Annotated in this window: 31 protein-coding genes and 1 tRNA gene; 11 read left to right on the top strand and 21 right to left on the bottom strand. The window is 68.7% G+C overall.

What is annotated here, in order from left to right:
* The first annotated feature begins 59 nt into the window (after positions 1-59).
* The 6 genes from tmk to BFV98_RS17160 all read left to right on the top strand — a co-directional run bounded on the left by tmk (position 60) and on the right by BFV98_RS17160 (position 6,094).
* Positions 60-2,285: a dTMP kinase gene (gene tmk, locus BFV98_RS17185; RefSeq protein WP_244879714.1), complete on the top strand. Its 2,226-nt coding sequence runs from the start codon at positions 60-62 to the stop codon at positions 2,283-2,285.
* Positions 2,282-3,553: a DNA polymerase III subunit delta' gene (locus BFV98_RS17180; protein WP_071097073.1), complete on the top strand. Its 1,272-nt coding sequence runs from the start codon at positions 2,282-2,284 to the stop codon at positions 3,551-3,553. The genes tmk and BFV98_RS17180 overlap by 4 nt, the downstream gene beginning before the upstream one ends.
* A gap of 133 nt (positions 3,554-3,686) precedes the next feature.
* Positions 3,687-4,016 carry a YbaB/EbfC family nucleoid-associated protein gene (locus BFV98_RS17175; RefSeq protein ID WP_013473591.1) on the top strand — a complete coding sequence of 110 codons (330 nt, stop codon included), beginning with the start codon at positions 3,687-3,689 and terminating at the stop codon, positions 4,014-4,016.
* Position 4,017: 1 nt separating this feature from the next.
* Positions 4,018-4,323 (top strand): hypothetical protein, encoded by a 306-nt coding sequence (locus BFV98_RS17170; protein ID WP_013283662.1) that lies wholly within the window; start codon positions 4,018-4,020, stop codon positions 4,321-4,323.
* On the top strand, positions 4,323-4,991 hold the full coding sequence (locus tag BFV98_RS17165; RefSeq protein WP_071097071.1) for a hypothetical protein: 669 nt from the start codon (positions 4,323-4,325) through the stop codon (positions 4,989-4,991). The genes BFV98_RS17170 and BFV98_RS17165 overlap by 1 nt, the downstream gene beginning before the upstream one ends.
* Before the next feature lie 260 nt (positions 4,992-5,251).
* Positions 5,252-6,094 (top strand): regulatory iron-sulfur-containing complex subunit RicT, encoded by an 843-nt coding sequence (locus BFV98_RS17160; RefSeq protein WP_013473593.1) that lies wholly within the window; start codon positions 5,252-5,254, stop codon positions 6,092-6,094.
* Positions 6,095-6,198: 104 nt separating this feature from the next.
* Here BFV98_RS17160 and BFV98_RS17155 read toward each other — a convergent pair whose 3' ends face one another.
* Positions 6,199-7,929: a metallophosphoesterase gene (locus tag BFV98_RS17155; RefSeq protein ID WP_071097069.1), complete on the bottom strand. Its 1,731-nt coding sequence runs from the start codon at positions 7,927-7,929 to the stop codon at positions 6,199-6,201.
* Positions 7,930-8,061: 132 nt separating this feature from the next.
* Between BFV98_RS17155 and BFV98_RS17150 the strand changes: the two genes are divergently transcribed.
* Positions 8,062-8,138 (top strand) — tRNA-Thr (locus BFV98_RS17150).
* Between the two features lie 92 nt (positions 8,139-8,230).
* On the opposite strand, the gene BFV98_RS17145 is transcribed toward BFV98_RS17150, so the two are convergent.
* The 15 genes from BFV98_RS17145 to BFV98_RS17075 all read right to left on the bottom strand — a co-directional run bounded on the left by BFV98_RS17145 (position 8,231) and on the right by BFV98_RS17075 (position 17,302).
* On the bottom strand, positions 8,231-9,373 hold the full coding sequence (locus tag BFV98_RS17145) for a tyrosine-type recombinase/integrase (RefSeq protein WP_071097067.1): 1,143 nt from the start codon (positions 9,371-9,373) through the stop codon (positions 8,231-8,233).
* The gene (locus BFV98_RS17140) at positions 9,370-9,549 is read right to left on the bottom strand and encodes a helix-turn-helix domain-containing protein (protein ID WP_071097066.1); all 180 of its coding nucleotides are present in this window, start codon (positions 9,547-9,549) and stop codon (positions 9,370-9,372) included. The genes BFV98_RS17145 and BFV98_RS17140 overlap by 4 nt, the downstream gene beginning before the upstream one ends.
* Before the next feature lie 24 nt (positions 9,550-9,573).
* Positions 9,574-11,346, bottom strand: coding sequence for a replication initiator (locus BFV98_RS17135; protein WP_071097064.1), 1,773 nt, complete (start codon positions 11,344-11,346; stop codon positions 9,574-9,576).
* Positions 11,346-11,612: a hypothetical protein gene (locus BFV98_RS17130; protein ID WP_071097062.1), complete on the bottom strand. Its 267-nt coding sequence runs from the start codon at positions 11,610-11,612 to the stop codon at positions 11,346-11,348. The genes BFV98_RS17135 and BFV98_RS17130 overlap by 1 nt, the downstream gene beginning before the upstream one ends.
* A complete protein-coding gene (locus BFV98_RS17125) occupies positions 11,609-12,379 on the bottom strand; it encodes a hypothetical protein (RefSeq protein WP_071097060.1) in 771 nt (256 codons plus the stop codon). Before BFV98_RS17125 ends, BFV98_RS17130 begins: the two co-directional genes overlap by 4 nt.
* A complete protein-coding gene (locus BFV98_RS17120; RefSeq protein WP_071097059.1) occupies positions 12,369-12,659 on the bottom strand; it encodes a hypothetical protein in 291 nt (96 codons plus the stop codon). Before BFV98_RS17120 ends, BFV98_RS17125 begins: the two co-directional genes overlap by 11 nt.
* Positions 12,659-13,063, bottom strand: coding sequence for an RRQRL motif-containing zinc-binding protein (locus BFV98_RS17115; protein ID WP_071097058.1), 405 nt, complete (start codon positions 13,061-13,063; stop codon positions 12,659-12,661). Before BFV98_RS17115 ends, BFV98_RS17120 begins: the two co-directional genes overlap by 1 nt.
* A complete protein-coding gene (locus BFV98_RS17110) occupies positions 13,060-13,359 on the bottom strand; it encodes a hypothetical protein (protein ID WP_071097056.1) in 300 nt (99 codons plus the stop codon). Before BFV98_RS17110 ends, BFV98_RS17115 begins: the two co-directional genes overlap by 4 nt.
* Entirely contained in the window at positions 13,356-13,796 is a 441-nt protein-coding gene (locus BFV98_RS17105; RefSeq protein WP_071097054.1) for a hypothetical protein, read from the bottom strand. The genes BFV98_RS17110 and BFV98_RS17105 overlap by 4 nt, the downstream gene beginning before the upstream one ends.
* An 85-nt stretch (positions 13,797-13,881) precedes the next feature.
* Positions 13,882-14,091 carry a hypothetical protein gene (locus tag BFV98_RS17100; protein ID WP_071097053.1) on the bottom strand — a complete coding sequence of 70 codons (210 nt, stop codon included), beginning with the start codon at positions 14,089-14,091 and terminating at the stop codon, positions 13,882-13,884.
* On the bottom strand, positions 14,088-14,960 hold the full coding sequence (locus tag BFV98_RS17095) for an FtsK/SpoIIIE domain-containing protein (protein WP_071097051.1): 873 nt from the start codon (positions 14,958-14,960) through the stop codon (positions 14,088-14,090). Before BFV98_RS17095 ends, BFV98_RS17100 begins: the two co-directional genes overlap by 4 nt.
* Positions 14,961-15,046: 86 nt before the next feature.
* Entirely contained in the window at positions 15,047-15,985 is a 939-nt protein-coding gene (locus tag BFV98_RS17090; protein ID WP_255368139.1) for a hypothetical protein, read from the bottom strand.
* A 106-nt stretch (positions 15,986-16,091) separates the two neighbouring features.
* Positions 16,092-16,274 carry a hypothetical protein gene (locus tag BFV98_RS17085; protein ID WP_071097049.1) on the bottom strand — a complete coding sequence of 61 codons (183 nt, stop codon included), beginning with the start codon at positions 16,272-16,274 and terminating at the stop codon, positions 16,092-16,094.
* Between the two features lie 34 nt (positions 16,275-16,308).
* Entirely contained in the window at positions 16,309-16,737 is a 429-nt protein-coding gene (locus BFV98_RS17080; protein ID WP_071097048.1) for a DUF3307 domain-containing protein, read from the bottom strand.
* Between the two features lie 244 nt (positions 16,738-16,981).
* The gene (locus BFV98_RS17075; RefSeq protein ID WP_030500671.1) at positions 16,982-17,302 is read right to left on the bottom strand and encodes a hypothetical protein; all 321 of its coding nucleotides are present in this window, start codon (positions 17,300-17,302) and stop codon (positions 16,982-16,984) included.
* Between the two features lie 180 nt (positions 17,303-17,482).
* On the opposite strand from BFV98_RS17075, the gene BFV98_RS17070 reads away from it, so the two are divergent.
* Both BFV98_RS17070 and BFV98_RS17065 read left to right on the top strand, forming a co-directional pair.
* On the top strand, positions 17,483-18,241 hold the full coding sequence (locus tag BFV98_RS17070) for an XRE family transcriptional regulator (RefSeq protein ID WP_071097046.1): 759 nt from the start codon (positions 17,483-17,485) through the stop codon (positions 18,239-18,241).
* Positions 18,242-18,245: 4 nt separating this feature from the next.
* A complete protein-coding gene (locus BFV98_RS17065) occupies positions 18,246-18,716 on the top strand; it encodes an NUDIX hydrolase (RefSeq protein ID WP_071097044.1) in 471 nt (156 codons plus the stop codon).
* Here the strand turns inward: BFV98_RS17065 and BFV98_RS17060 are convergent.
* Complete coding sequence (locus tag BFV98_RS17060; protein ID WP_071097042.1) at positions 18,704-19,273, bottom strand: HD domain-containing protein; 570 nt, start codon at positions 19,271-19,273, stop codon at positions 18,704-18,706. The two genes, BFV98_RS17065 and BFV98_RS17060, sit on opposite strands and share 13 nt — an antisense overlap.
* Positions 19,274-20,033: 760 nt before the next feature.
* A complete protein-coding gene (locus tag BFV98_RS31950) occupies positions 20,034-20,816 on the bottom strand; it encodes a hypothetical protein (RefSeq protein WP_143025339.1) in 783 nt (260 codons plus the stop codon).
* Positions 20,817-21,116: 300 nt separating this feature from the next.
* On the opposite strand from BFV98_RS31950, the gene tcmP reads away from it, so the two are divergent.
* Positions 21,117-22,241 carry a three-Cys-motif partner protein TcmP gene (tcmP, locus tag BFV98_RS17055; protein ID WP_071097040.1) on the top strand — a complete coding sequence of 375 codons (1,125 nt, stop codon included), beginning with the start codon at positions 21,117-21,119 and terminating at the stop codon, positions 22,239-22,241.
* Here tcmP and BFV98_RS31525 read toward each other — a convergent pair.
* From BFV98_RS31525 to BFV98_RS17045, 3 genes are all read right to left on the bottom strand, one after another.
* Positions 22,225-22,980, bottom strand: coding sequence for a DUF5131 family protein (locus BFV98_RS31525; protein WP_083395371.1), 756 nt, complete (start codon positions 22,978-22,980; stop codon positions 22,225-22,227). The two genes, tcmP and BFV98_RS31525, sit on opposite strands and share 17 nt — an antisense overlap.
* Before the next feature lie 782 nt (positions 22,981-23,762).
* Positions 23,763-24,674 carry a hypothetical protein gene (locus BFV98_RS17050; protein WP_071097038.1) on the bottom strand — a complete coding sequence of 304 codons (912 nt, stop codon included), beginning with the start codon at positions 24,672-24,674 and terminating at the stop codon, positions 23,763-23,765.
* 344 nt (positions 24,675-25,018) lie between these two features.
* A complete protein-coding gene (locus BFV98_RS17045; protein WP_143025337.1) occupies positions 25,019-25,378 on the bottom strand; it encodes a hypothetical protein in 360 nt (119 codons plus the stop codon).
* Positions 25,379-25,581: 203 nt separating this feature from the next.
* Here BFV98_RS17045 and BFV98_RS17040 point away from each other — a divergent pair, with 203 nt between their 5' ends.
* Positions 25,582-26,253 carry an HNH endonuclease family protein gene (locus BFV98_RS17040; protein ID WP_071097034.1) on the top strand — a complete coding sequence of 224 codons (672 nt, stop codon included), beginning with the start codon at positions 25,582-25,584 and terminating at the stop codon, positions 26,251-26,253.
* The last annotated feature ends 120 nt before the right edge of the window (positions 26,254-26,373 follow it).

The following is a 26,373-nucleotide window of genomic DNA, read 5'->3' as shown; positions in this document are numbered from 1 at the left end:
GAGCAGGTGAATGTCGCGGGGGACGACCCTTCCTGCGCGACTAGAGTGTTCCACCGGGGATGCCCAGACCTGGGCCGGCACGTGGAGGTACGGCCATCGAAAGCCAGAACAACGGCGAGTCGCCCGGCGTGTCGTCGCCCGGGACAGCCGCCGACCACTCCGGCGTCGCCGCCATCCGCTCGGTGCTGCGCATCCGGCCGTTCCGCAGGCTGTGGATCGTCCTCAGCGCCGCCTCGTTCGGCGACTGGCTCGGCCTGCTCGCCACCGCGCTGTTCGCCGCGTCCCAGGTCTCCGGCAGCACCGCCCAGGGTGCCGCGTTCGGCGGTGTGACGGCGATCCGGCTGCTCCCGGCGCTGGTGCTCGGCCCGGTGGCCGGTGTGTTCGCCGACCGGTTCGACCGCCGGTGGACCATGGTCATCTGCGACCTGCTGCGCTTCGTGCTGTTCGCCTCGATCCCGCTGTACGCGCTCACCGGCGCCGCGGGCGGGCTGGTGGTCGGCTGGGCGCTGATCGCCACCTTCCTGATCGAGTCGATCACGTTGATGTGGATCCCGGCCAAGGAGGCGGCGGTCCCCAACCTCATCCCGCGTACCCGGCTGGAGGCGGCGAACCAGCTCACGCTGATCACCACGTACGGCCTCACGCCGGTGGCCGCGGCCGTCGCGCTCGCCGTGCTGGACCGCGGCGTCCGCGGCGCGGTCGGCGGCGACCTGCCCGGCTGGGCCGAACCGGCCCAGCTCGCGCTCTGGTTCAACGCCTTCTCCCGGCTGGCCACCGCGCTCGTGGTGGCGTTCGGGATCAAGGAGATCAGTCACGCCCAGCGCGGCGAGGCCGAGCGCTCCGAGCAGAGCATGTTCCGGCAGTTCTCCGAGGGCTGGAAATACATCGGCCAGACCCCGCTCGTCCGCGGCCTCGTGCTGGGCATCTTCGGCGCGTTCGCCGGCGGCGGCATCGTGGTCGGCACGGCCAAGTTCTTCGCCAACTCGCTCGGCGCCGGTGACGCCGCGTTCTCGCTGCTCTTCGGCGCGATCTTCGTCGGCCTGGCGCTCGGCATCGGTCTCGGGCCGATGATCGTGCGGGACATGTCCCGCCGCCGCTGGTTCGGCATGAGCATCGTGCTCGCCAGCGCCTCCGTGCTGGTGCTCGCGTTCGCCATCCACCTGTCCATGGCCATCCTCGGCGCGATCCTGGTCGGCGCGGGCGCGGGCATGGCGTTCCTGGCCGGCACCACGCTGCTCGGCGGCGAGGTGGCCGACGAGGTGCGCGGCCGGGTCTTCGCGGTGGTGCAGATCGGCACCCGGCTGGTGCTGATCCTGGCCATCGCGCTCAGCAGCCTCCTGGTCGGCGTCGGCGGCTCCCGCCAGCTCACCATCGCCGACCTGGGCATCTCCATCTCCTCCACCCGCCTGCTGCTGCTCGCCGCCGGCGCGGCCGGCATCATCGCGGGCATCAGCGCGTTCGGCCAGATGGACGACAAGAAGGGCGTACCGGTCCTCGCCGACCTGTGGGGCTCGATCCGGGGCCGCCCGCTGATGCCGGCCGAGCCGTTCGTCTCCAGCGGCCTGTTCGTGGTCTTCGAGGGCGGTGAGGGGGCCGGCAAGTCCACCCAGCTCGCCGAGCTGGCCGAGCGGCTGCGCGCGCAGGGCCGCGACGTGGTGGTCACCCGCGAGCCGGGCGCCACGCCGGTCGGCGAACGGATCCGCTCCCTGGTGCTCGGCACCACGCCCGGCGAGGCGCCGTCGCCGCGCGCCGAGGCGCTGCTCTACGCCGCCGACCGGGCGCACCACGTAGCCACCGTCGTCCGCCCGGCGCTCGTGCGCGGCGCTGTGGTGATCAGCGACCGGTACGTCGACTCGTCGCTCGCCTACCAGGGCGCCGGCCGGACGCTTCCGGTGGACGAGGTGTCCTGGCTCTCCTCCTGGGCCACCGGCGGCCTCAAGCCCGACCTGGTGGTGCTGCTCGACGTCGAGCCGCGTACCGGCCTGAGCCGGGTCGAGGACCGCGCCGAGGGCACCGACCGGCTGGAGGCCGAGTCGCTGACGTTCCACGAGCGGGTCCGGTACGCCTTCCTCGACCTCGCCGCCGGTGACCCGAAGCGCTACCTGGTGCTCGACGCGTCCCGCCCGATCGACGAGACCGCCGACGCGGTCGCCCGCCGGGTGGGCGAGCTGCTCGCCGACCCGGCCGGCATCGTGCACCCCCGTCCGGCGCAGGGCCCGGACACCTCGGTCCAGCCCGAGTTATCCGACGCGGAGCTGGTGACGATGGAGCAACCCCGACGATGACCGACGTCTTCGGCGATCTGGTCGGGCAGGACGAGGCGGTGGCCATGCTGCGGCGGGCCGCCGCCTCGGCCGCCGCCCTGCTGCGCGCGCCGGTGACGTCCCCCGCGGGCGGGCACGACGACCTCGACGCGCTCGCCGAGGAGCACGACGGCGACCCGGGCCCGGTTGCGCCGGCCGACCCGGGCGGCGGCATGACCCACGCCTGGATCTTCACCGGGCCGCCCGGATCGGGCCGCTCGGTGGCGGCCCGCGCGTTCGCCGCCGCGCTGGAGTGCGTGCACGGCACCGGGTGCGGCACCTGCCCCGGCTGCCACACCACGCTCGCCGGCACCCACGCGGACGTCCGTCTCGTGGTGCCCGAGGGCCTGTCCATCGGCGTCAACGAGATGCGCGCGCTGGTGCTGCGGGCGGCCAGCGCGCCGTCCGGCGGCCGGTGGCAGATCGTGATCATCGAGGACGCCGACCGGCTCACCGAGGCCGCCGGCAACGCGCTGCTCAAGGCGATCGAGGAGCCGCCGCCGCGTACCGTCTTCCTGCTCTGCGCCCCGTCCACCCACCCGGACGACATCTCCGTGACCATCCGGTCGCGCTGCCGCGTCGTACCCCTGCGGCAGCCGCCGCCGGCAGCGGTGGCCGAGGTGCTGGTCCGCCGCGACGGCGTCGCGCCGGACGTGGCCGAGTGGGCCGCCGCGGCGGCGCAGGGGCACGTGGGCCGGGCCCGGCGGCTGGCCCGCGACCCGGAGGCCCGGCAGCGGCGTGACGCGGTGCTCGCCGTACCGCGTCGGCTGACCGGCGTGGGCGCGGCGTTCGACGCGGCCTCGGCGCTGATCGAGGCCGCCGAGGCGGAGGCCGCCGCGTCCGTCGCGGAGATCGACGAGGCGGAGCGTACGGCGTTGCAGACCGCGCTCGGCGCGGGCGGCACCGGCCGGGGCGCGGCCGGCGCCATGCGCGGGGCGGCCGGTCAGCTCAAGGATCTGGAGAAGCGGCAGAAGTCGCGGGCCACCCGTGCCCAGCGGGACGCACTCGACCGCGCCCTGGTCGACCTGGCCGGGTTCTACCGGGACGCGCTCACCATGGCGTGGCGGGCGCCGGTCGCCCCGGTGCACACCGACACCGCGTCGCTCGCCGGTGCGGGCGCGCAGAAGTGGGACGCCGAGGGCTCGCTGCGCCGCCTGGAGGCGGTGCTGGAGTGCCGCGCGGCGATCGAGGCCAACGTCAAGCCGCGGATCGCGGTGGAGGCGATGATGCTGGCCCTCTGGCGCGGCTGAGCCGGGCGCTTTCCGCACTGTCCACAGGGCATCGACACGCGCGATTGGCGTGCGGTACGGTCCGGTGATGCCGCGGTGACCGAGGCGGCACGCTCAGTGAGGGTCGGGCCGACCGGCCGGGAGGAGTCCGCCGATGCCGCGGGGCGAGATCGACGAGGCCTGGATCGAGGAGGCGGTGCGGCGCTACCGCCGGATCGAGAACCTGCAGGCCGAGTTCGACCAGGCGGTCGCGACGGTCGAGGTCACCGTCCGCTCACCCGACGGGCTCGTCGAGGTGGTGGTGACCGCCGGCGGGCGCATCACCGACGTGCGTTTCCTCGGCCCGCTGCACCACCGCAGCCCGCGCGACGTGGCCGGTTCGGTGCAGGCCGCCGTCACCGCCGCCGCCGACGCGGCGCAGTGGGCGCGGGAGAAGCTGCACAACGAGACGTTCGCGGCGTACCGGCCGCTGGCGGGGGCCTGACATGGAGACGCTGCGTGCCCTGGCCGCCCGTCTCGACGAGGCCGGCGCGACCCTCGCCACCCTCTCCCGCACGGTGACCGCCACCGACCCGCCGCATCCCGCGTTCGGCGCGCACGCCGCCGGCCGCCCCGGTGAGGTGGGCCGTGCGCTGCACCGCCAGTGGACAGTGGCCACCGCCGACCGGGCGCGCGAGGCGCAGGCCGCCGCCGTCCGGCTGGCCGCCGCCGCGGCGGCGCTGCGCAGCGCCGCCGACCGTTACGCCGCCGCCGACGACGCGGTCGCCCGGCGGCTGGCCCGGGAGGCCTGATGGACGCGCTCGACCGCCTCGCCGAGCCGGGGCTCGACCTGCTCGCCCGCGTCGACACGCTGCTGGCCGCCGGCGCGCCCGAGGGGCACCGGCTCTGGCCGCTGCTGCGCCGCATGCAGGTGCTTCCCGGCGCGGCCGTGCGCGAGTTCCTCGACCTGCATCCCGCGCCGCTGACCGGCGCCGGCCACGCGGTGCGCCGGCTCGTCCGGGGGTACGACGACACCTGCGCCCTGCTGGCCGACCAGGTCGCCTGGTCCGGCGCTGCCGCGTCGGCGTACGACGAGGCACGTGCCGCCCTGCTGCGGCACCTGGACGAGGGGCCGGACAGCCTGGTCGGGCGGCTGGAGTCGACAGCGGGCTACGCCGACGCGCTGGCCGGCTGGGTGGAGGGCAGCCGGGCGGCGCTGGCCCGGGCGCTGGCCGAGGTGCTGGGCTCGGCCGAGGCGGTCGCGGTGCACGCGGCGACGCGGCCCGGCGCCGAGGCCGGACGGGCCGGGGCGGCGGCCGCGGCCGAGATCGCCACGAGGGTCCTGGGTGTACTCGGGGTGGCCTACGACGGCGCGGAGACGCTGCTGCGCCAGTGGGGGCCGAGCCTGGCCGAGACGCCGTGGCGGGACCGCGCCACCACCGCTCCGCGCTACGGCGGCACCACCCGGATCGGCTACTGACGGTCCACGGCGCCGCGCACCGGACCGGCCGTGGCCGGGTGACGGCGGCGGCGCCGTGGCCTTCCCCTGCACCCCCCGCAGGTATGCCTTCACTCAACGCGCCCGGGCGGTGTTTGTCAGGGGCCCGCCGGAGATTCAGCCGTCCGGGCGAGGCGATGGGGCCGGTTCGGCCGGGTCGACGACGATGATCGCTGCGGTGGGTGACCGGGCGGCGACAGGTGCGCCGTGCGGCGGGCGTCGGTCCGCGTAGGGTGTGGCGTATGGGCATGCTCTGCGCGGTCAGCTTCAACCGGTACGGGCGCCTCTACTACCTGGACCCGGGCGAGCTGCGCCCGCAGGTGGGCGACCGGGTGCTGGTGCCCACCGACGAGGGGCCCGAGGTGGCCGAGTGCGTCTGGGCCGCGCAGTGGGTCAGCGAGGACACCGACAGCTTCCCGAAACTCGCCGGGATCGCCGGCGACGACGACCTGCGCCGCGACGAGATGCTGCGCCGGCGCAAGGCCGAGGCGAAGGTCGCCGCCAAGCGGCTGATCCGCGAACACGGTCTGCCGATGAAGGTGGTCGCCGTCGACCACGTCCTGGCCACGCCGGAGAACGGCAGTGACCGCACCACCATCTATTTCACCGCGCCGCACCGCGTCGACTTCCGCTCGCTGGTCCGCGACCTGGGCGCCACGCTGCACTGCCGGGTCGAGCTGCGGCAGCTGTCCGCCCGGGACTCCGCCCGGGTGCAGGGCGGCATCGGCTCCTGCGGGCGCGATCTGTGCTGCGCCACGTTCCTGACCGACTTCGAGCCGGTGACCATCCGGATGGCGAAGGACCAGGACCTGCCGCTCAACCCGCTGCGCATCTCCGGGGCGTGCGGGCGGCTGATGTGCTGCCTGAAGTACGAGCACCCGCTGTACCAGAAGTTCCAGGAGTCGGCCCCGGCGGTCGGCAGCCGGGTGTCCACTCCGCAGGGCGAGGGCAAGGTGGTCGGCCACAGTGTCCCGCGCGACGCGGTGACGGTCCGGCTGGACGCCGACGGCTCCCGCTCGATGTGCTCCCGCGCGTCGGTGTGCGGCCCGAGGCAGGCCCACGACCAGCACTACCCCCAGCCCTGACCCTCCCTCCCTCTCCCACCGTTTCCCCGTTGATCATGAAGTTAGCGGTCGAAATGGTGATCGAATTCGCCGTCAACTTCATGATCGACGGGGTGGGGCCGGGGTCAGCGGATGACGATGGGGGGTTCGGCCAGGCGGGGGGTCAGCGGGGTCTTCGGGGTCAGCCAGGGGGCGGTGGGGGACTGGTCGGGGTTCAACTGCCAGTCGTGCGACACCTTGTCCACGGCGATCGGGTAGATCGTCAGCGTGCCGTCCGGGTCGATCCGGAACCGCAGGAACGCCTTCGAGTCCTCGATGCCCTGCGCCGCGAACAACTCGTTCAGGTTCACCCCGAACGCGCCCGCCACCAGCAGGTAGAGCGCCACGAGCTGGCTGGCGACCAGCCCGCTCAGCGGCCCGTAGAGCACCACCGCGGCGACCGCCGGCAGCGGCCACGGCCAGTCGTAGAACGGCAGCTGCAACCAGACCCACGTGCCCCCGGCGGCGAGCGCCACCTGGGCCAGCCCGTGCGCCACCCCGAGGATCCAGTGCCGGGCGTGCCGTTTCCCGCCCGCCGTGGGCGGCTTGGCGAAGAACACCGCGCCCATCATCGCCACCACCAGCATGATCGCCAGCGGCACGCTGAACAGCCGCTGCTCGGTGGTGCCCACCTGCTGCACCGCCACCCCGGCCATGGCCAGCATCAGCAGCGTGTGCAGCGTGCCGAGCAGCGTCGTGAAGCCCGGATTGCGGAACGGCAGCCGGGCGAAGATCCCCCAGCCGTACCGGCGGGAGCGCGCCTTGTCCGGATAGCGCGCAGCCAGGTCGTACTCCCGGGTGTTGCTGGCCCGCCGGGTCAGCGTGTCACGCGGCGGCACCTCCAGCTTCTCCGGCAGCCGGTGCGTGGGGTAGAGGTAGGCGCCGCCGCCGCCGCACGTGATGAGCTGCCGGTCCGTCCCGGCATAGCGGGCGTAGTGGTGCAGGTCGCCGGAGACCAGCACCCGTACCTGCGCCCCGGTCGGCGCGACGAGGGTACGGATGAAGTAGTCGATCGAGTCGTACGCGTTGGGGTGGTCGACGGCCTTGACCCACGTCGGCGCCGGCACCGCCAGGATCACCTTGGATTCCGGGGTGAGCTTGCGGGCCACCTCGTCGAAGTAGGTGAGCTGCGGGTCGTCCAGGTACGACCCGGACTGGTCGTCGAGGCCGAGCAGCCACCAGCCGGCCGGCAGCTCGACGGCGAAGTACGAGCGGGACTGGCCGGTGCCCCAGCCGCCGAAGTGCCGGTCCCGGGTACGCACGAACAGGCGCAGGAACGCGGTCAGGCCGTCGTACCAGTCGTGGTTGCCGGGCACCGCGAACAGCTTCGGCTGCTCCGGCGGGGCAACAGGCAGCGCCGCCTGGTACGGACCCTTGCACCGGTCCTCGTACGCCTCGTAGCCCGCCGCCGGATAGACCTGGTCGCCGCCCATCACCAGCGTCTGCGCGCGGGGAAGGGTGTGCCCGTCCACTGTCAGCTCCGGCTGGGCGAGCAGGTACGCCACCGAGTACGTGGCGTCGAAGCCGTCACCCAGGTCGGCCACGTAGTCGAGCCAGAGCCCACCGTCCGGCCCGACCTGCCGGAACGTGCCGTCGCTGAACGCGTTCTGCAACTCGCGCTTGTCCAGGTACGCCCCGAACAGCATGGCCAGCAACGTACGCAGGCCGGTGCTGATCAGGAGCAGCGGCGCGAGCCAGGGCACCGGCCGGCGGGGGGTGAAACCCAGCTCCCGGGGGTCGATGCTGCGGGGGCGGCGGGTGGCACGCTCGCCGGGACGCGCCTCGGGAGCCGGTGGTCGCGGCGGTTCGTCGGTCACCCGCCGCAGGGTAGTCCGGACCGGGCGCGAAGTCTCTCCCGTACCGGGGCGGATGTGGTCGGGTGTCCGGCTTCGGAGTCGGGGGATCCGGTTCGGCTTCCGGTCGGGCGTGCCGTACACTTGGCGGTCGTTGCCGCCTTAGCTCAGTCGGCTAGAGCGACGCACTCGTAATGCGTAGGTCGACGGTTCGATTCCGTCAGGCGGCTCCACGGAAAGGCCCAGGTCACCGGCTTGATCGCCGATCATGACCTGGGCCTTTCGCCTACCGTCGCAGGGCTGAGCAGCCAAGCGAGCAGCCAACCTATTCACCCGACCACAGCGCCCCCTCCAGCCGCGAAGCCGCTTCCCGTGCGATCTCCGGAGCCACGTGGGCGTAGATGTTGAGGGTGACGCTGATCTGCGAGTGTCCGAGGATCTCCATGACCACGCGGGCGGGCACGCCCTGGGCGAGTAGGACGCTTGCCGCTGTGTGCCGCAAGTCGTGAAGACGAACCTGCCGTAAGCCCGCCCGCCGGATGATCTCCCGGAACGACCGGTAGTCGTTGCGAGGGTGGATGGGCGTGCCAACGGCTGTCGCGAAGACCAGAGCCGGATCAGCCCAGCTGTCAGCGTCGAACCGTTCCGCCGCTTGGCGTTCCTGGTGGCGACGGAGTGCCTCTAGCACAGTAGGCGGCAGCGGGAGAGTTCGACGAGACCGGGCAGTCTTCGTCTCCACAAAGACCAAGTCCCCCGTGTCGGGATTGCGCTGCAACTGCCCCCGCACACGCAGCGTCCCAGAGCCCAGGTCGACGTCATCCCACCGCAATCCAAGGACTTCACCTTGGCGGAGCCCGAGCGCGATCCCGATGAGCCACCGCGCTTCCAGCCGGAGACCTTCAACGGCCCTGAGGAAGCGTCGCGCTTCGACGAGCGAGTATGGCCGCACCTCAACATGGGGCAGCGAGGGAGGCTCCACCAGAGCGGCCGGGTTGACGTGGATCAGTTGCCAACGCACCGCCACGTTGAGCGCCCGGCGAAGGTTGGCGTGCATGCGTCGGACGCTGCCGACGGACAGCACCGTGGTCCGGTCTCGGTAGAAGGAAGTCAGGTGCCCCGGAGTCAGCTTGTCGAGTCGGTGCCGGCCCAGCATCGGCCCGATGTGGTGCTCGACCTCTTCGCGATATCGGTGCAGCGTCGATGGCCGAACTTTGGCCGAAGCGACCTCCGACAGGTAGGTATCCATCCACTGCGCAAGGGTGGGCACCCGCTGGGTGGAAAGCCGACCAGTCTCGGCGAGAACGGTCATCTCCTTGAGCGCCTTGACCACCTCGGCGCGAGTGCGTCGCGTGACGTACTTGCGGCGTCGTTTCCCGTTGCTCCATCCGAGGTCGATAGCTGCTCGGAAGCGCCCATCCGGCAGTTGGTAGATGGAGCCTTCACCGTGGCCACGCCGTTTACCGGTCATGCTGCCTCCTGCTGGCACGCCTCGACGAAGGCCCGAAGCGCGTTGGCGGGGATGCGGCGAGATCGACCGATCCGTATCGAGGCAATCTGGCCGCTGGACATGAGTTCGTAGACCTTCGTGCGACCTACGCCGAGCAGTGCCGCTGCTTCGGTCGGGGTGTAGCAGAGCTTGTCCATCCTTTTCCTTTCTGTCCGAGGGAGTTAGGCGGCAGCGGCGAAGGCGGCGCTGCCGAGTGCATGGGCAAGTTCTTCGCGGCCGGTGGTTCGTCGCTCGCGTGCCATGGCGGCGGCGGTGTTGGCGAGGAGTGCGTCTCCGGTGGTGTGCCAGCCGACTCCGGCGAAGGTGAGCGTGCCGACGATGAGCGTGGTGTCCTCATCGACCTGCTCGGCGGGTGGACCGCCGGCGGCGGTGTGTTGGTGGTCCTGGTGCTCGTGGCGCCGGTACTGGACGCGGGTGTCGCGCAGGTGCCGGAAGGTCACGGAGTAACGCCGGGCTTTGGTGAGGAAGTGGCCGCCGTAGCCGAGCATGTGCGCCCACCGGCGTAGCCGGGCGTACGGGTTGGTGGTTGCTGGTTTCGTCGGTTCGCTGTCAAGGGCGGCTTGACGCGCGGCGACGCAGACGGGGCAGGCGGCATAGCGGGTGTGGGTGCCGCAGTCGGGGCATTCCCAGCGGTCGACGAAGCCGGGCCGTGGCCGGGGTTCCCGGGACCGCTTTGAGAGTGGGGGCGAGGTGTGGACGGGTCGGCCGATGCGCCAGCAGGCGTCGATGAGGCGGGCGGTGTGGTCGCCGTCGGGGTCGGCGTAGTCCCCGATGCTGTCGGCGGTCAGGCGGGTGGAGGTGTGCCCGGTGGCCTCGGTGCTTTTGGTGGCGTACTTGGCAAGGTATCCCGCGACCATGCCGTCGGTGACCTCCCCTGAGCCGTCGGTGGCGATCGGTTCCAGATCGACCTGCTCACCCCAGGCGATCGGCCATCCGTCGGGCCGGTCCGGGTGGGGCGGGGTGTGGAAGGCGATCTGCCGGGCGGCGTGGCGCAGCGCGTCGACGAGGTCGTCGACGGTGAATCCAGGCGGTGGGGGGACGATGTTGTCGGGGTCGGTGGGGTCGACGCCGTCGAGGCGGGCGATGGCGTGGAAGTGCACCGCTCCCCGCGCTTGCAGTTCGGCGACCTTCCCGGGCGACAGCCGCACCGGAGCGACTTTCCGCGTCTTGCCAGAGGCGGTGCGGATGTCGGCCCGAGGGATGCCGCGGCGTTGGGCGAGTTTCGCCAGCCATCGTTCCGCGGCTTGCTTCGTGCGGTGCCAGAGTTCGCCGGAGAAGATGTTCCAGACGACCTGGTGGTCGTGGTCGTAGCAGTCCAGGCACAGCGGATGCCCGAGCACCGCATCACCCTGCTCGTGCCTCGCCCAGCAGACAGCGGGACGGCCATGCTCGCACTGGCCGGTGTCGCGGCGGGCGTGGCAGGGTTCGGCGCGGCAGTCGCAGCGGCGGCGGTTGCGGCAGGTGTGCCGCTTCACCTTCCGGGCGTGGACGGTGCCGAACGACGGCGCGGTGAACGTCGCGAACACCGCCGGATGCTTCGCGACCGACTCCGGCACGCCCTTGCCGCCGACGAGGCCGGCGCGGAGGAGTTGGAAGGCGTCCCGTTGGTAGGTCTGCGCGCAGGCGGGGCAGACCGTGGCGCGGCGGTTACCGCAGGCGGTGTAGATCGCGGCGTCGGGCATCGCGTCGGTGTGCCGAGCATCCAAGACACGACCGGTCGAGGCGTCGACGGTGAGGATCTGACCGGACAGCCGGATGGGCCGGGTGCAGCCGGCGGCGGCGCGAACGTGTTCGAGCCAGCCGTAGTAGTCGGGTCGGGTGGCGCGTTCGAACGCGGCCCCGGTAGCAGTCCAGCCGTAGACAATGGTGTCGGCGTTCGAGCCCACCCCCCGGGCCGTGGAGGCGCGGGGGGTGAGGTCCAGCGTCGAGGCCATCAACCGGCCACCCCAGCAGTGGGGTGCAGGTTGGTGATGGTGCGTTCGATGACGATGACCCGGCAGGCGCTGCACTGGCGCTTGGACGGTTCGTGCCGCCCGCAGGGGATCTGCGTGGTGGTGCCGCAGCGGATGGTGACCGGGTTGCGGCAGGGTCCGCCGTCGATGACGTCGATGACGGTCCGGCGGATGTCGTAGGGGTGGGGCTCCGGCTCGGCCGGGCAGGTGTGCAGGAGCTGCACGACGTCAACCGTGTGGATGCTCATCGGGCACCACCACCGATGCTGGCCAGGAGTTGCCCGGCGACGGGTGCGGTGACGTCGAGACGGTCGGCCAGCTCGGCCGGGGTGATGGGCTGGCCGGTGGCCTGTTCATGCTGCACCGCCGCGAAACGCGCCATCGGCAGCAGATGAGTGGGAACGTCGACCGGCTCGGCCGGTGCGGCGACGGACTCCGGCGCGACAGCCGGGATGGTGACGGGTTCCGGCTCGACCGCCGGGGTCGGGGTTGGGGTGATGGCAGCCGGTGGTACCGGCTCGGTGGTGACCTGCTCGGCCACCTGCACCCGGATGGGTTCGGCCGGAGTAGCCGGCGCGGTGGTGGGTTGTGCCGGTGCCGGTGCCGGTGCCGGTGCCGGGGCCGGGGCAAGGACAAGCTTCACCAGGGCCATGAACGCCAGAGCCGGAACAGCGGACAACAGCCACCCTGAGATGCCCGGCTTGGCGACCGCCAACTGGGCCGCGAGGGACAGGCTGGCGGCGGCGATGAGCAGGAACAGCGGGTAGCCGATGGGAGCGCCGGTGCGGCGGCGTCGGCGGATGGTCAGCAGACAGGCAATGGGAACCAGCTCGGAGATGACGGCGTTGGCCCAGCCGAACCACGCGCCCGTCCCGGCAGGGGAGTTGGCGAGGGTCCAGTCTTTGACGTGGGTGAAGGAGGCGGCCCCGGCGAACCCGGCGACCGCGATGAGGATGAGCACCAGGACCAGGCCCTCAACACGGGATCCGGTGGTGGTGGGTCGGTCAGTGGTCATGGGGGACCTGCCCGGTGGTGACGGCGCGTTGTTCGGCGGCGAGTCCGGCGAGGCCAACGCGGATGCCGTTGCAGGTGGGGCAGTGCTGCTCGGGTCCGGCGGTGCACTGGGTGAGGTGGGCGTCGTGGATGATGCGCAGGCTTTCGGCGTAGTAGCCGGACAGGAACCGTTCGAAGGACAGTTCGCTTCGGGCGGCGAAGTCGCGGGCGATGGCGGTGACGACGTAGTCGTCCGGGGTCATCCGCTCATGGGCGGCGAAGTTGACGGCGGTGGTGGTCATCAGTGGCCTCCGTGGCAGTCGAGGCAGCAGCCGTAGCGGCGGGGGATGTAGTAGGGCTTGATCTGGCCGCAGTCGCGGCAGGTGCGCCGGGCGAGCAGGGCTTTGGCAATCGCCTCCCGCTGCGCGGGGGTAGCGATGCGTTTGGGCGCGGCGAGGTCGAGGCGGTAGAGGTAGGCGACCCGGCGGTGGGTGCGGTGTCGCCAGAGGATCTGAGCGACGGGGTCGTGTCCGCCGGGACGGAGACCGGCTGCGCGCAACTGTCGGCGGGTGGCCAAACCTGCCGGGGCGGTGTGGAAGGGGAAGGTGGGGAACCCGTAGCGGGTGCCGGTCGGGTCGTAGAACTCGACCCGGATGCCGGTGCGGTCGGCTAGCTGCTCCAGCTCCGAGGAGCGCAGGTCGGTCATGACTGGTCTCCCCAGCGCTGCTGGGCGGCCTGGCGGGAGATGCCGAGACGCTGACCGATTTCGGCCCAGGAGTAGCCGAACTGGCGTAGGCCGATGACGGCTTCCCCGATGGCGCGGTCCAGGTCGGCGGAGAGGGCGACGACGTCGCGGAGGGCTTCGACGTCGCCGTCAGCGACGCGGCGGCCGTGGGCGCGGATGATGCGCCGGGCGAAGGCGGCGAAGGCGTCGTTCTCGACGACGTCCCGGCGACGCTGCGACGGGATGCGCGGCGTCAAGGGCTTCTTGGCGGTGTTCATCGCGGCTCGCCTCCGTCGGTGTGGAGGCGGTCCCACTCCTCAGCGGCGTTCTCAAGGGCGGTGATGACCTGCTCGGCGGTGCGGCCGGGCTCGTCGTTCCAGGAGTAGGGGGAGATGTGCTCGTCGAGCAGGTAGCCGTCTTCGTCGATGTGGAAGACCGGCGCGAAGTCGTCGAGGTAGTCGACGAACGCGGCGATGGCGGCGAGGTAGGTGATCCGCTCGTCGGTGTCGAGGTCGTACCAGTGGTGCACGGGGTGTCCGGTGCAGGCCATGCCGATGGCTCCGACGGCGCAGGCCGGCGGGGTGGGGGTGTCGGTGGTGTGGGGGTAGTAGGTGCCCTGGTGCCAGCCGTGCCGGCGTAGGTAGAGGGCAGCCATCCGCAGCAGGTCAGCGGGTGTGACCGATGCTGCGGTGGTGGGGTTGTGGGTAGCCTTCATGGCAGCCACGTCCTTTCGGGGCTGTTGGTGGAGGTCGGCGGAACCGGATCGGCTTTTGCAGGGCGTGAGCCGGTTCCGTCGACTGCTATCGGGTGCGCAGCCGCAGGTAGCGGCGTTGGCGGGTGTCGTCGCCGCCCACCGCGTGGGGTGGGCCGAGGTAGACGAGTCGGCCGCTGGCCGAGGCGACCTGGACCATCGAGGCGATCTCCGCTGGTTGGGCGACGATCCAGATCTCGACGTACCGGGCGGCACGCTGTTGATTGGCTTTGGCGTAGGTGTGTTCGCGGGTGGTCATGCCGCTACCTCGAAGTCCACCCGGGTCAGGTCCGGGATCAGGGTCGGTAACGGTCGGGGCCGGCGGATCCAGGCGGCGTAGTCGGCGATCCCGGCGATCTGGGCGTCGGACAGGTAGGCGACTTTGATGCGCTTCGGGGTGCCGCCTTCGGCGATGAGGTAGGCGGCGCCCTGGTTGGTGGGGGCGATGTCGGTGGCCGTGTAGCCCTGCTCGGCCCAGCCGTGCCCGAGCACGATGTTGGAGGTGTTCGGGGTGGTGCAGCGGAACGCGGCGCGGTAGCCGAACAGGTCCCGCAGCGAGGTGGGGATGATGTCGAAGCTGGGCCGCTGCGTGGCGGCGACCACCGGGATACCGGCGGCACGCCCGCGTGCGACCAGGTCGCGCAGGAGAGCGACGAACTCTTCCTGCTCTTGCTTCGAGCCGACCGTCGCGCTGTAGTAGGCGATTTCGTCGACGAGGACGGTGATGACGGACAGGCCGTCGGCGGCGGTGAGCTTGCGGCGGCCGTGGGCGCGTAGCCAGGCGTAGCGGTTGTTCATCACCAGTTGCAGGCGGCGGAGGATGTCGAGGGCGGCGGTGATGTCGGGGCCGATGAACGCGTCGGCGCAGTCCTCCCACTGGCCGAGTTCGACGAGTTTGCCGTCCAGCAGCACCAGGCGGCTGTCGACGGACAGGGCGGCGTGGGCGGCGATCGTGTTGAGCAGACCGGACTTGCCTCCGCCGGGTTCGCCTCCGGCGAGCAGGTTGCGGTAGGCGAGGGTGATGTAGACGGGGTGACCGAACTCGTCGATGCCGACGAAGATGGGGTCGAACATCGACAGGCCAGGCCCCACCGGAACCCCGGAAGTCGGGGCGGGTGTGGTGGTCATAGGTGTGCCCTCCTTGGGCAGTTGGTGGGCGCGGAGAGCCACACGAACGAACCCGTAGGGCTCTCCGCGACCGGGTTGGGTGTGGGTCAGATCCAGTCGGAGACGTCGTCGACGTCGCTGGCGGTGGAAGCCGCGGGCTTGCTGCCGTTGGCGGTGGTGGCCGGCTTCTTGGCGACCGGTCTGCCCTGGGTGGGCAGGGTGACGGTTGGGGCGTCGATGTCGGGCAGGTCCAGGGCGGTGGGCACGGTGGCCGGGATCCGCTCGGTTGCCGGGGTGTCGGGGTCGATGACGTCGACGAGCGGGGAACCGACCTGAGCGGTCAGCACCTCGCGGCGCTTGATGTCGAACCGCAGGTAGGCGGCGTTACGGTCGGAGGCCCGCTCGATCAGGGCAGTGGAGGCGTGACAGGCGACCGCGATGCGGTCGAGGCGTCCTTCCAGGTCGGCCAGGGACAGGCCGGGGCGCAGGTAGACCCAGACCCGCTCACCGACGGGCGTGGGACGAGCCCACAGAATGAGCGGCAGGCTGCCGGACTGGTTGGCGATGATGAACTGCGCGAAGCACACGCGCAGCCGATGCCTGACGATCAGGCACCAGGTCCAGGCCACCAGGAACCGGCGGGACACCGGCACAGCGGCCGGGACGCCCACGACCAGGGCGACCACCAGCAGGGTGACCGGGGTCGAGGTGTGGTTGACCAGCTGCACCCAGCAGACGCCGAGAAGCGTGGTGATCCCGATTTCCGGGGTCCACCACCACAACAGCCGCAGCACCGGCCAGATCCGGACGAGCAGCCAGGCCAGGCCGCCGAGGGGAACCCCGACCAGAGCGCCGGTGAGCAGGGCGAGGATGGGGTGGATGGAGGAAGCGGCCACCACGGCCGACAACAGGCCGACGATGACCGCCGTGAGGATGAACGCCAACCGGGCGTTCCGCGCCGAGGACCGGTGAACCTTGGCCTCGATGACGGTGATGGTGCCGCTGGACTTCCGTCCGAAGGAGCGGCGAGGGCTAGACTTGGACACGACACGTCCTCCCCAGTGATTGGGCTGGATGGGTTGGAGAGAGCGGGGTCGGCAGGTGTAGGAGCCAGTACCGGCCCCGCGCTCGTTTTCCTTTCCGCCGGTCAGGTCAGCGGTTGTTCAGGTCGTTGGTGAGCTGGCCGAAGCGGATGCGTTCGTCCTCGTCGAGGACGGTGGGGGTGCGCCCGGCGGCGCGTTCCTCCCGGAGCTGCTTGTCGAGGTGCTTCGGGTCGACCTTGACCTCACGGACGCGGCCGTTGGCGTCCTCGCTGAACAGGTACGTGCGGCCCATGACGGGCTCCTTCCGGTGTTCAGGGATGGGGTTTCTACAGGCAGGCGATGAGCAGCGCGGACACCCACAGGCACGCCGCGTGCAGGGACTGATCGGCCAGGTACATGCCGCAGATCGGGGCCTGCCGGTCGGCGAAGTCGCCGCTTCCGGTGTGGGTGAGTAGCCAGCGCACCGGCCAGCGCCGGTCGAGGAACGCGTGACTGATCGCGGAGAAGCCCAGCCCGGCAGCCAGGCCGCCGGCGGTGACGGGCAGATTGAGCGCGGCGATGGTGACCGCCAGCATGACGATCACCACGAGGTGGTAGGCCACGACGTGGCCGAGCAGGTGCTTCCAGCCGTGCCAGCCGGGCGCGGACTTGTGGGCGGCCTGCTTGTCGGACTGGCCGAACACGTGATCGGCCACCTGGTGACCGGCGTAGAGGGTCGCCGCGACGACGGCGAACACGACGGCGGAAACGAGCATGACAACCACTCCCTACGTTGAGGGCAGACAGGTTGGAAGGGCAGACGGGGCCGGCAGGTGTAGGAGCCAGTACCGACCCCGCGCCACACGTTCGAGAACGGCAATCACGGGTTGCCAGGGCCGGGAGAGTAGGAGCCAGAAACGCTCCCGGACCAGATCGGAACAGTTCAGCGGACTCAGACCGCTTCACGCGCGATGCGCGTCAGACACCAGAAGCTCACACAGTTGCAGGTGGAACGAGGAACTACTTCGCCGCCGAGGTGCCAGCCTTCGGCTTCAGCGACACGGCACGGAACGCGACGCCGTTGCGCCCGTTGGTCGCCCACGGAATGGCCTCCAACTGCTCGACAGCGACGAGCTGCCCCACCGTCACGCTCGGCTTCTCACCCGCCGTGGTGATGGTGATGATCTCGCCGCCGGTCTCGTCGAGAACGAAGACCTGGGTCGACCACATGAGCCGGCCAGTGTTCTTCTCCGACCGCTGGTTACCGTTCTGGTCGTTCTTCGGCTCCGGGTCCTTCGTCACCTGGACCTGCTTGCTCGCGGTGTCCACGTACAGCTTCACAACAAACCTCCTGTGTCTCGGGCCAGTGGATTGAGCTTGTCCCCGGTGGACTCTTGCTCGTGGCCTCTCTGGGAAAGAGAATCCTCGATTCCAGGAGACGGCCCATCCGATGGGCTGGACGACTAAGGGACGTCTCAGATAGCATCAATGCGTCCCTAGTCGTCCCTTGAGGAGGGTTCGATGGCAAACGATCGGCTACGTGACGCCATCCTGCGAAACGGCCTGACTCCGGTCGCGGTGGCCGAGCGGATCGGCGTCGACCCGAAGACGGTGGAACGGTGGATCACGCAGGACCGCACGCCATACCCTCGCCACCAGCACGCCATCGCGGCGATAGTGCGGCAAGACGTGCCCTACCTGTGGCCGAAGGCAGTGACCCCGGAGAAGGCGTCGAGGATCGGCCAGAGCGAGATGGTTCAGCTCTACTCCCGGCGTTCTTCGGTGCCGTACGACCTGTGGCATCAACTGATCGAGCGGGCCGAGGAGCGGATCGACATCCTGGCCTACGCCGGCCTATTCCTTGTCGAGCAGGACCCGAGACTCATCGACACATTGCGCCAGAAGGCGACTGACGGAGTTGCCGTTACGGTTCTGCTCGGTGACCCATCCAGCGCTGCCATCGAGCGGAAGAGCGTCGAGGAGGGCGCGCCCGGTGTTATGGCGGCGAAGATCCGCCAGGTCCAGCAGTACTACAACCGGCTCGATGGCGTTCCGGGAGTCAAGGTGCGCTGTCACGACACGACGCTGTACAACTCGATCTACCGGTTCGATGACGAAATGTTGGTGAACATGCACGTACTCGGGTTCCCGGCGCCACACGCCCCCGTGATGCACCTACGCAAGCTCAATGGCGGCGACCTTTTCCGCACCTACTCCGACAGCTTCGACAGGGTTCTTGCCTCCTCGAAGTCACATCCGGGCGACGAGGTGGCAACCTAGATCCATGGCGAGGACTGAGCACTACCACGACCCGAACGCGCCGAAGGCCAACAGCATCGTCGTGGCCGTCTCCGTCTTCGTCCGAGACGTACGAGATCGAGTGCTGCTCATCCAGCGCACCGACAACGGCCTGTGGTCCCTGCCTGGCGGTGGCCAGGAGATCGGCGAGTCAGTCGCAGAGACAGCGGTCCGGGAAGCCCAGGAGGAGACCGGTATCACGGTCGAGGTGACCGGCATTGTCGGCGTCTACTCCGACCCAGGCCACGTAGTTGCCTACTCGGACGGCGAAGTGCGACAGCAGTTCTCGCTCTGCTTTCGCGCCGTACCCGTCAGCGGCACCGCGACTCCGAGCGACGAGTCACGCGAAGTCCGGTGGGTAACCCGCGACGAGCTGCCCACGTACGACATCCACCCATCAACTCTGCTTCGCATCACCCACGGCTACGAGAACGGACCGCAGCCCTATATCGGCTGACGCTGAGCGTTGCTGGCGAGCCGGCGCTGAGTCCGCTGCACGGCAGCGACCATCTCCGGCTCTGCTCGACCGATAAACCGGGTCACCAAGTGCTCCGGCCCGTACCGCGATCGGATCTCCGCCAGCCGTTCCAGGACCTCGAAGTCCTGACCGTCCGGCCCGGTGGTCATGTCCGAGAAGCAGAGAGCATCGGTCACCGCGGTTTCCTCCCGAGAGAACTCGGCGGCCAGGACCTCGCCGAGCCCACGTTCCTCGGCTTCCAGCCAGGCACAGGAGTGATGAGCTACCAGAGCGGCAATCCGCTCGTCGTACCTCTTACGCCGTAGCCAGCGGCCACCGTCGAGGGAGTGAAAGCCCGTGTCGACCAGGTCCGGGCTGTAACCCACGTCGTGCAGCCAGGCCGACGCCACCAGCACATCACGATCCTCGACCGGTACCGCCACGCTGATCCGGTCCGCCTTGGCGGCGACCGCCTGGACGTGACTCCAACGGCGGGGCAACGGGGTCTCCAACAACTGTCGCGCGACTTCCCGAGCGGCATCGACGAGGGCGGCCATGCCGCCCAGGGTACGGAGCGCACTCGGGCCGCACCATCCCGTGTCCGCTGGCCGACGACACGAGGCGGCCGGCTGCCAGCGTGTGCCAGCGAAGTGGTTCAAAGTTTCTGTACGTCTTCAAGGCGGCCCTTGACGGGCCGCACGCGCCGCCGCCAGGGCGCGTGCCCTTGCTCCGCTGGCGCTCCGACTTCGGCCACGCAACACGCCCGGCGGCTGGCGCGGAGGGCGGGTAGCCCGGTAGGCCGCCGCATGACGATAGGCAGCTTGACCAATGAGGGGTTGGGCCGGCAGCCGGCCGGGCCGCGCGGACATCGAGCCCGCGCGGCGCAGGGGAGCGCACGCCGGGTCCGTCGGCGGCTGCCGGCCCGGTGGCGGGGTTGCGCCTACTGCGCCTCCGGCGGGGGCGCTCCGGCTCCAGGATGGCCGGGGGTCCGTCGGCGGTTTGCGGTCTGTGGGTGGTCGGGGTGGGGAGCCATCCCGTCTGCCGTCGACCCGGGCAAGCCGAGCAGAACACCGCCCGACCCGCCAGCGTCCGAACGTGCGTCAAGGCCGTCTTGACGTGGCGGGCCGGGCGGCGGTCCGCTCCCCAAGAGGCGGGTCGACGGCAGACGGGATGGCAACACTGCTCAAGGCTGCCGCCGCCAACTGAAGCAGGGTCGACCACGGGCAATCCTGGCGGGTGGTGCCGCGTCGTTGACTAGGGCATGGCCGCAATGGAGCAGGCAACGACAACCAATGAATCTCCTTAACGTTCTGGGGGTTAACGGCGATTGGGCGGAGGGCATGACTGCTGACGGGGGCGAGGAGACGGGCTGCGCAACAAGGAATACGTCTTGCGGTGCTTCATTTCACATATCTGCCTGTACTCAACCTGGTCAGCGCGATACCGCTGGACACCTCTGTCGTCCGCCCAGTAAATGAGAAGTTGGTTCTCCTTCTCCTGCAGGACGTATCCAGTGCTGACCGGAGACTGGCCTTTTATCGCAATTACTTCCGAAGGGAGCCACATGCCGTTAAGAATCACCATTTCAATCACGAGGAGGGCTGCTGCCGCCAGAGGTATGTCTCTCAGCGCCTCCTTGGCTATGCGCGCTAGGCGCCTATTTCCAATCCTTAACAACCTCACCTGAGCTCCACGCTGGCGCTTCTCCCGAAGGAATGGCGTGATTGCGGTGAAGGTCATACCGAATGCGGAAGCGATGGAGATAGGGACCCACTCAAGGATCCCGTGCGGAATAATCAAGATGTTGACGACAATGAACGGCCCCCAGAGAGACATTACTAACCGGTCACTCCTGCTGTTGATCGGCCAGTCGGTGCGACTCGTCACAAAGGCGTGAATGGCAAAAGCTATGGGAATAAAGACTGGGAGTGCGGTGACATAGCTAGTGATGAGGATGGCAGGCACACTCAGGGTTGTAACGAGTGTCTTGAATACCGTGATGTTTCCGTTGGAAGCGGTGAGGAGGGAGAGTCCTGCAAGGGTTACTGGGATGAGGGTTAGTAGGCCCGCCAGCCACCCCTCGCCGCCGAATCTGCCCAACGTGGGAACGTTCGCCGCCTCAGTCTCTGGGCTTTCCAGGCGCGCAGAACGCCTCGGAGAGGGCCGGTGGACGGTGGCACTGGCGGGGCGATGGCGAGGGATCATGCCCAAGATTGTGGTGGCAGGGGCAACAAGGGCTGCACTGTAGAGGCGGGTAGGGGCTGGGCTGTCGTCCACCTGACAGAAATCGACCCCACTAGTAGGTGCCTCGGGCCTGTGTCAGTGGATCATAATGACCCAACGACATCGACTGCTTACTATGAGTCAAATCGGTGGGCAGGTGCGCCGAGTGGGGGACGCATGGGGTTCTTCGACGGGAAAAAGCCAGCAGCGATCTTGAAGCACGCCATCATCGACAAGTACATCAGTCCGTTCGTGGGGAAAACCGGCCTGTACTCGCCTGACCATCGGGTTGCGGTTATTGACGGGTATGCGGGGGAGGGGAGGTACGACAACGGCGAGGAGGCTTCTCCTGCCCTCTTGCTGCGAAAGGCGCGGGAGCTCCAACCGATCAACCGGAAGCTAGAGGGTTACTTCGTCGAGAGTGACCCGGAGTCACTGGCCAAGCTTCAGCAGGTGGTCGCGGCGGAAGGTAAAGGTCTGCCAATGCAGGTCTATGCCGGCAGCATCGAGGATCACCTCGACGACCTGTTGACCCTGGTGAAGGGCATTCCCGCACTCGTCTACCTCGATCCGTTCGGGGTTATGATTCCGTTCGCGAAGGCGGCGCAAGTGTTCGCGCAGCGGCCAGGACACCCCCCAGCTACCGAGTTGCTCATCAACTTCAGCGCCGTTGGCCTACGGCGGGTGGCCGGACTTCTCACGAGTACCAAGGAGAACGCCGGAAAGCCAGCGACTCTCGCCCGGATGGATGCTGCGTGCGGCGGGGACTGGTGGCAGAAGGTCTGGCTCGATCACGGAGGCGACAAGGAGCGTGCCGAGATGGCCGTGGTCGTCGAGTACACGCGCCGGCTAGCTGCCAATCAACGATGCGCTTGGTGGGTGACCCCGGTACGTAACCGTGCTCACCACAAGCCCGTCTACTACCTGGTCTTCCTTACTCGTCACCGCGACGGATTCAGCGAGTTCGCCGAAGCCCTGTCTCTCGGCCTCGGCCAGTGGCGCAAGGCCGTGTACGACATCGAGAACGCCGACACCCTGTTTGCGGATGAGGCGAGCTTCCTGGCGAGTGAGCAGGCGCTAGAGGATGGCTGGATCAACGAGATCGAGGCGAACCTACGTCGACTGCTCGCCGAAGGTAAACCTTTTGTGATCAGCAAGCGGTACAGCGAGGTCTACGGAGGGGCCGCCGGTCAGGCTCGGCAGACTCACTTACGCAAGGCGTGGACGCGGCTCTACCCTGATGCCACCAGAACTAACCCGAAGGGCAAGAAGCTGCTCCAGGCCCTCATCGAGCCGACGTAAGTTCCCTCGTCGGCATCTCGTCCCAGGTCTGGCCGTCCAGCAGCCGGCCGCCTGCCTTTGGGGTCCTCCCTCCCCACTGCTTGAAGAAGAAGGCCGTTCCTGCCTTGGCGCACTCGTCCCGTAGGCCTCTGATCCATGCGGGGTCTACAGGACGGGCGCCCTGCCCAGACTCGCCGCCAGCAATCAGCCAATGGACGCCGGTTAGATCGATGCGGTCGAGGGGGCCGAGCAGTGGTTCTGCGGAGATGAATCGGACAGCTGCTGGGACTGTGCGGAGGTGATCCACTCTTGGCAACTCCTGCTCCGTCTCCACACTGACACCCATCCATACGTTCGGTGGCCAGTCGAGTTGGTCCGCGACTCGGGCCAGCCGTGATGCTCGCTTCGTGAGCACTTGGTAAGTGTGGCGCGGAGTGTCAGCCATGACCTGAAACACGCGGCGCACGTAGTCGATCGGCACGCGAGCGTGAAACAGGTCGCTCATGGAGTTGACGAACACTGTTCGCGGCTCCCGCCAGCGCGCAGGGATGCTCAGCGCGTCCTGGTGAAGCGTGACGCCGAAGCCAGGTCCAGAGGTGCGCGGGTCGCCATCGTTTTGATACTTGGCAGACCCCATCGCCTTCAGGCGCTTCGCCAGGCTAAGGGCGTAGCAGTTGTCGCAGCCCGCGGAGATCCGATCGCAGCCTGTCGTGGGATTCCAGGTCGCTTCGGTCCACTCGATGGCGCTTTTATCTGCCATGACCACTCCCTGGGTTGGTTACGTCAATACTGTCGAACATGCGTACGGATTGAAAGACATGCAGACGATCTTTCTTGTCGATCAGCCGACGCATGCGGCAGTTGCGCATGTCTCGCTCGTCCCAACGGGCGGAGGGCACGGTGTGACTCGGCCAGGCCGTCGCCAGGCCGTCGCAGGCCGATCATTGTTGATCAACGACGACCATCGGTGACGACGTTTGCCGAGGTGGCGCAGCGTAAGCATCCCGACCACCAGGCTGCAAGGAAGGCCTTTACCTGTAGTTGGTAAACTGGTGGTTTGCTTCGTGAACATAAGGGCCATAGGTCCTTGACGTCGTCGCACCTGGCTGGCCTGGGCCAGACCACTGGACACCGCGCAGCCCATGTTGTGGGTAGTGTCGAGGAGGCCGAGGGCCACCCTCTTCAGGTTTGCTCCCATGTCGGTCCTCGCCTTCTTTGCCGTCGGGTTAGCTGACTCGTCGAGCTTCGTGGAGTCATCGACCAGGTGCTTCAGAACCCCGGCTAGGAACGTGAGTAGGACAACGAGCATTGCGGTGACGCCCGAATCGAACGGAGCCGCCAGACCCACGCTAGGTGCGACGAGGGCTTCTGCATGTTACCGGTCCGCAGCGAACGTGGTCCTGGGCCACTCCGTGCCGGTGGCTTCGAGTCGCGGTGCGACCCACGCCTCGTCGAGTACAGCGGACGACGGGCCCAAGCGGGTGATTGCTCAGGAGCGGCACGCGATCGGCCACAGTGGCCGTGGACCGCCCGGGCTAAGCACTACGCCGACGGCAGCCCGTAGTGCTGGGCCGCGATCATAAAGGCGGCCGTAACGACCGGCTTTCCAGCATCCACCAGATAGCCGACGAAGCGCTGGAAGGCATTGCTTGCTCTGCTGGTGTCTTCACCCGCTTCAGCAACCTCGCGCAGGGCGTCGTGGGCCTGTTCGGCGACGGTTGCCGGCAGGGGAAGCTTGGCCAGCTCGGCTAGGAGTGTCTTTGCGAATTCTGCGAGCGCGGCCGGATCAGCCCCAACCGTCACGCTCTGGGTTACCCCAGTGCTTCCCACAGCCAGCGCGCCGCTGCTGTTGATTGTGCCGATGTTCGTATTGATCGACGGAGCAGTTCCGCGTTGATCCCGTATGTACTCAGACACGTTACCTCCGTGGCGCTCTACGCAATCCTGGCCTTCGATCGTGATCTTGGCTCGTAGCGGCCCACGCACGCCCGACGCGGAGACTCCCTTAATCAGCCCTCGTCCGGCCAGGAACTCCGCCGCCCGCTCGATCTCGTTCGAGCCGAACCGCTCGCCTTCGAAGGTCGATTCATCCGATTCAAGGAACTTGTTGGTAAGCGGCATGTGTACGTCAGCTAGATCCTGCGCGTAAAACCAGCGCAAGAGACTGTTCCGTGCTGCGGCCGACCTCAGGGCCGGGTCTGCGCGGCGGCGGCGTCGAGCCTGTACCTCCCGTATACCTGCTGGTGTCAGCGCTGCGCTGGGACCACCGAACGTAGAGGCGTCTTCTACAAGCCCTCGCATGGAGCAGTCTTTGACCAAGCTGTACGCGACATCAACTTCGATGCCGATGTCGGCAGCAAAGCCGTTCAACTCTACATACCTGTGAGTGCTTCCCCCGGCCTCCGTGTAGATCCGATCCAGCATCTCGTGCCGCAGGGTGTCGATGTCCTGCATAGAGCGTCTTGCCTCCAACTGCTCGCGTGGTTGATCCAGCTAGCCCGCGTCGGAGGGCCGCTACCACCGTCCATCATGGCTGCGACAAGCTTAATGCCGCTGGTTGTCACGCCTGTGGAAGACTGACCGGACGTACGGCTGATCCCGCCCGTTCGAGGTCGATGCAGTCGTTTGGGCGGGTTCCAGCCGGCTTTGGCGATCTGAATCTGCTCGCCGCCGGTGGCCACGTCGGCGTGGCGGTTGAGGTAGGCGCGGATCTCCCACACGTCGGAGGCGGCCCGGTCGACCTGACGGGCGAACCCGACAAGAGCGTCCGGCTCGACGACAGCGTCATGGCTGCCGCCTTAGCTCGTGAGGAACATGCCGGTCACGCCCACCACGGCCAGGACCACGGCGACCGCGAGCACGTACAACCTCGGCCGCGGCTCCCGCACGAAATACGTGGCCAGGCCGAACGCCCCGCCGAGGATCGACACGGCGTACCACGGGAACGACGCCGCAGTGGCCTGCCCGATGAACAGCATCCAGACGGCGATGACCGCCACGAAGATGGTGGCGTAGGCGATCGCCTGCCGCAGGTTCTGGTAAGCGGTGTACTGCAACCGGCCGACCGACTCCCGGTAGTCCTCCACCGCAGCAGCGCGATCCTCCGCACTGACCTGCCGCCGCTTACTACGGCTACCAGAACCCCGACCCCCGCTCATGCCGCAGAAGATACCAACGACTGTCACGCCACCGCTGCCCTGAGTAACACCCGAGCAGGATCGGCAAAAGCTCAGCAGGCTGCCGCCACACGGCGATGATGGCGCGATGCTCGACAACCGGACAGCTGCTCTTTACAGGGATGCCAATCGATCGACATGATCGTCCGGGAAGGTTGCTGTTTCCCTGACGAAAGGCCGCAGCCATGCCGAACACGCCCGTTACCCTCACCACGCGTGCCAGGCACCGTGCCGCGACAATCACTGTCGCCGCCCTCGTAGGTGCCGTTCTCGCCGTCGTGAACGGCCAATCGGCTTCGGCCACCCCACCCGGCATCCCATCCAAGGCGACGGCGCAGTCGCAGCTCAACGCCCTGACAGTGGCAGCCCAAGGCTCAACGGCCGGCTACTCGCGGGACCTGTTCCCCCACTGGATCACCGTCACTGGCACCTGCAACACCCGCGAGCAGGTGCTCAAGCGCGACGGCACGTCCGTCGTGGTCAACAGCTCCTGTGCCGCTACCTCCGGCCGCTGGTACAGCCCCTACGACGGTGCGACCTGGTCCGCGGCCTCCGACGTCGACATCGACCACGTCGTACCCCTCGCGGAGGCATGGCGATCCGGAGCCAGCTCCTGGACGACGAGCCGCCGGCAGAGCTTCGCCAACGATTTGACCCGCCCGCAACTGATCGCGGTCACCGACAACGTCAATCAGTCCAAGGGCGACCAGGATCCCTCGACGTGGCAGCCTCCCCTGACGTCGTACCGCTGCACCTACAGCAAAATGTGGATCACCGTGAAGTACAACTGGGGCCTGACGCTCCAATCCACCGAGAAGTCCGCGCTGCAAAGCATGCTCAACACCTGCACCTCCTAACCGCGAGAGCGGTCACACCCGTCCATACGGAATCAGGAGCACCAACGCTCTGCCCGTCAAGGAAGGCCGCGCTGAGCAGCAGGAAGTCACAGTTGATCTGTCTCATGCTCGTTACGTCTA

The sequence above is a fragment of the Micromonospora sp. WMMB235 genome (assembly GCF_001855515.1).
Lineage (GTDB): Bacteria > Actinomycetota > Actinomycetes > Mycobacteriales > Micromonosporaceae > Micromonospora > Micromonospora aurantiaca.
Note: the sequence above shows the minus strand (reverse complement) of the source record. Positions and strands in the feature narration are given on the sequence as shown.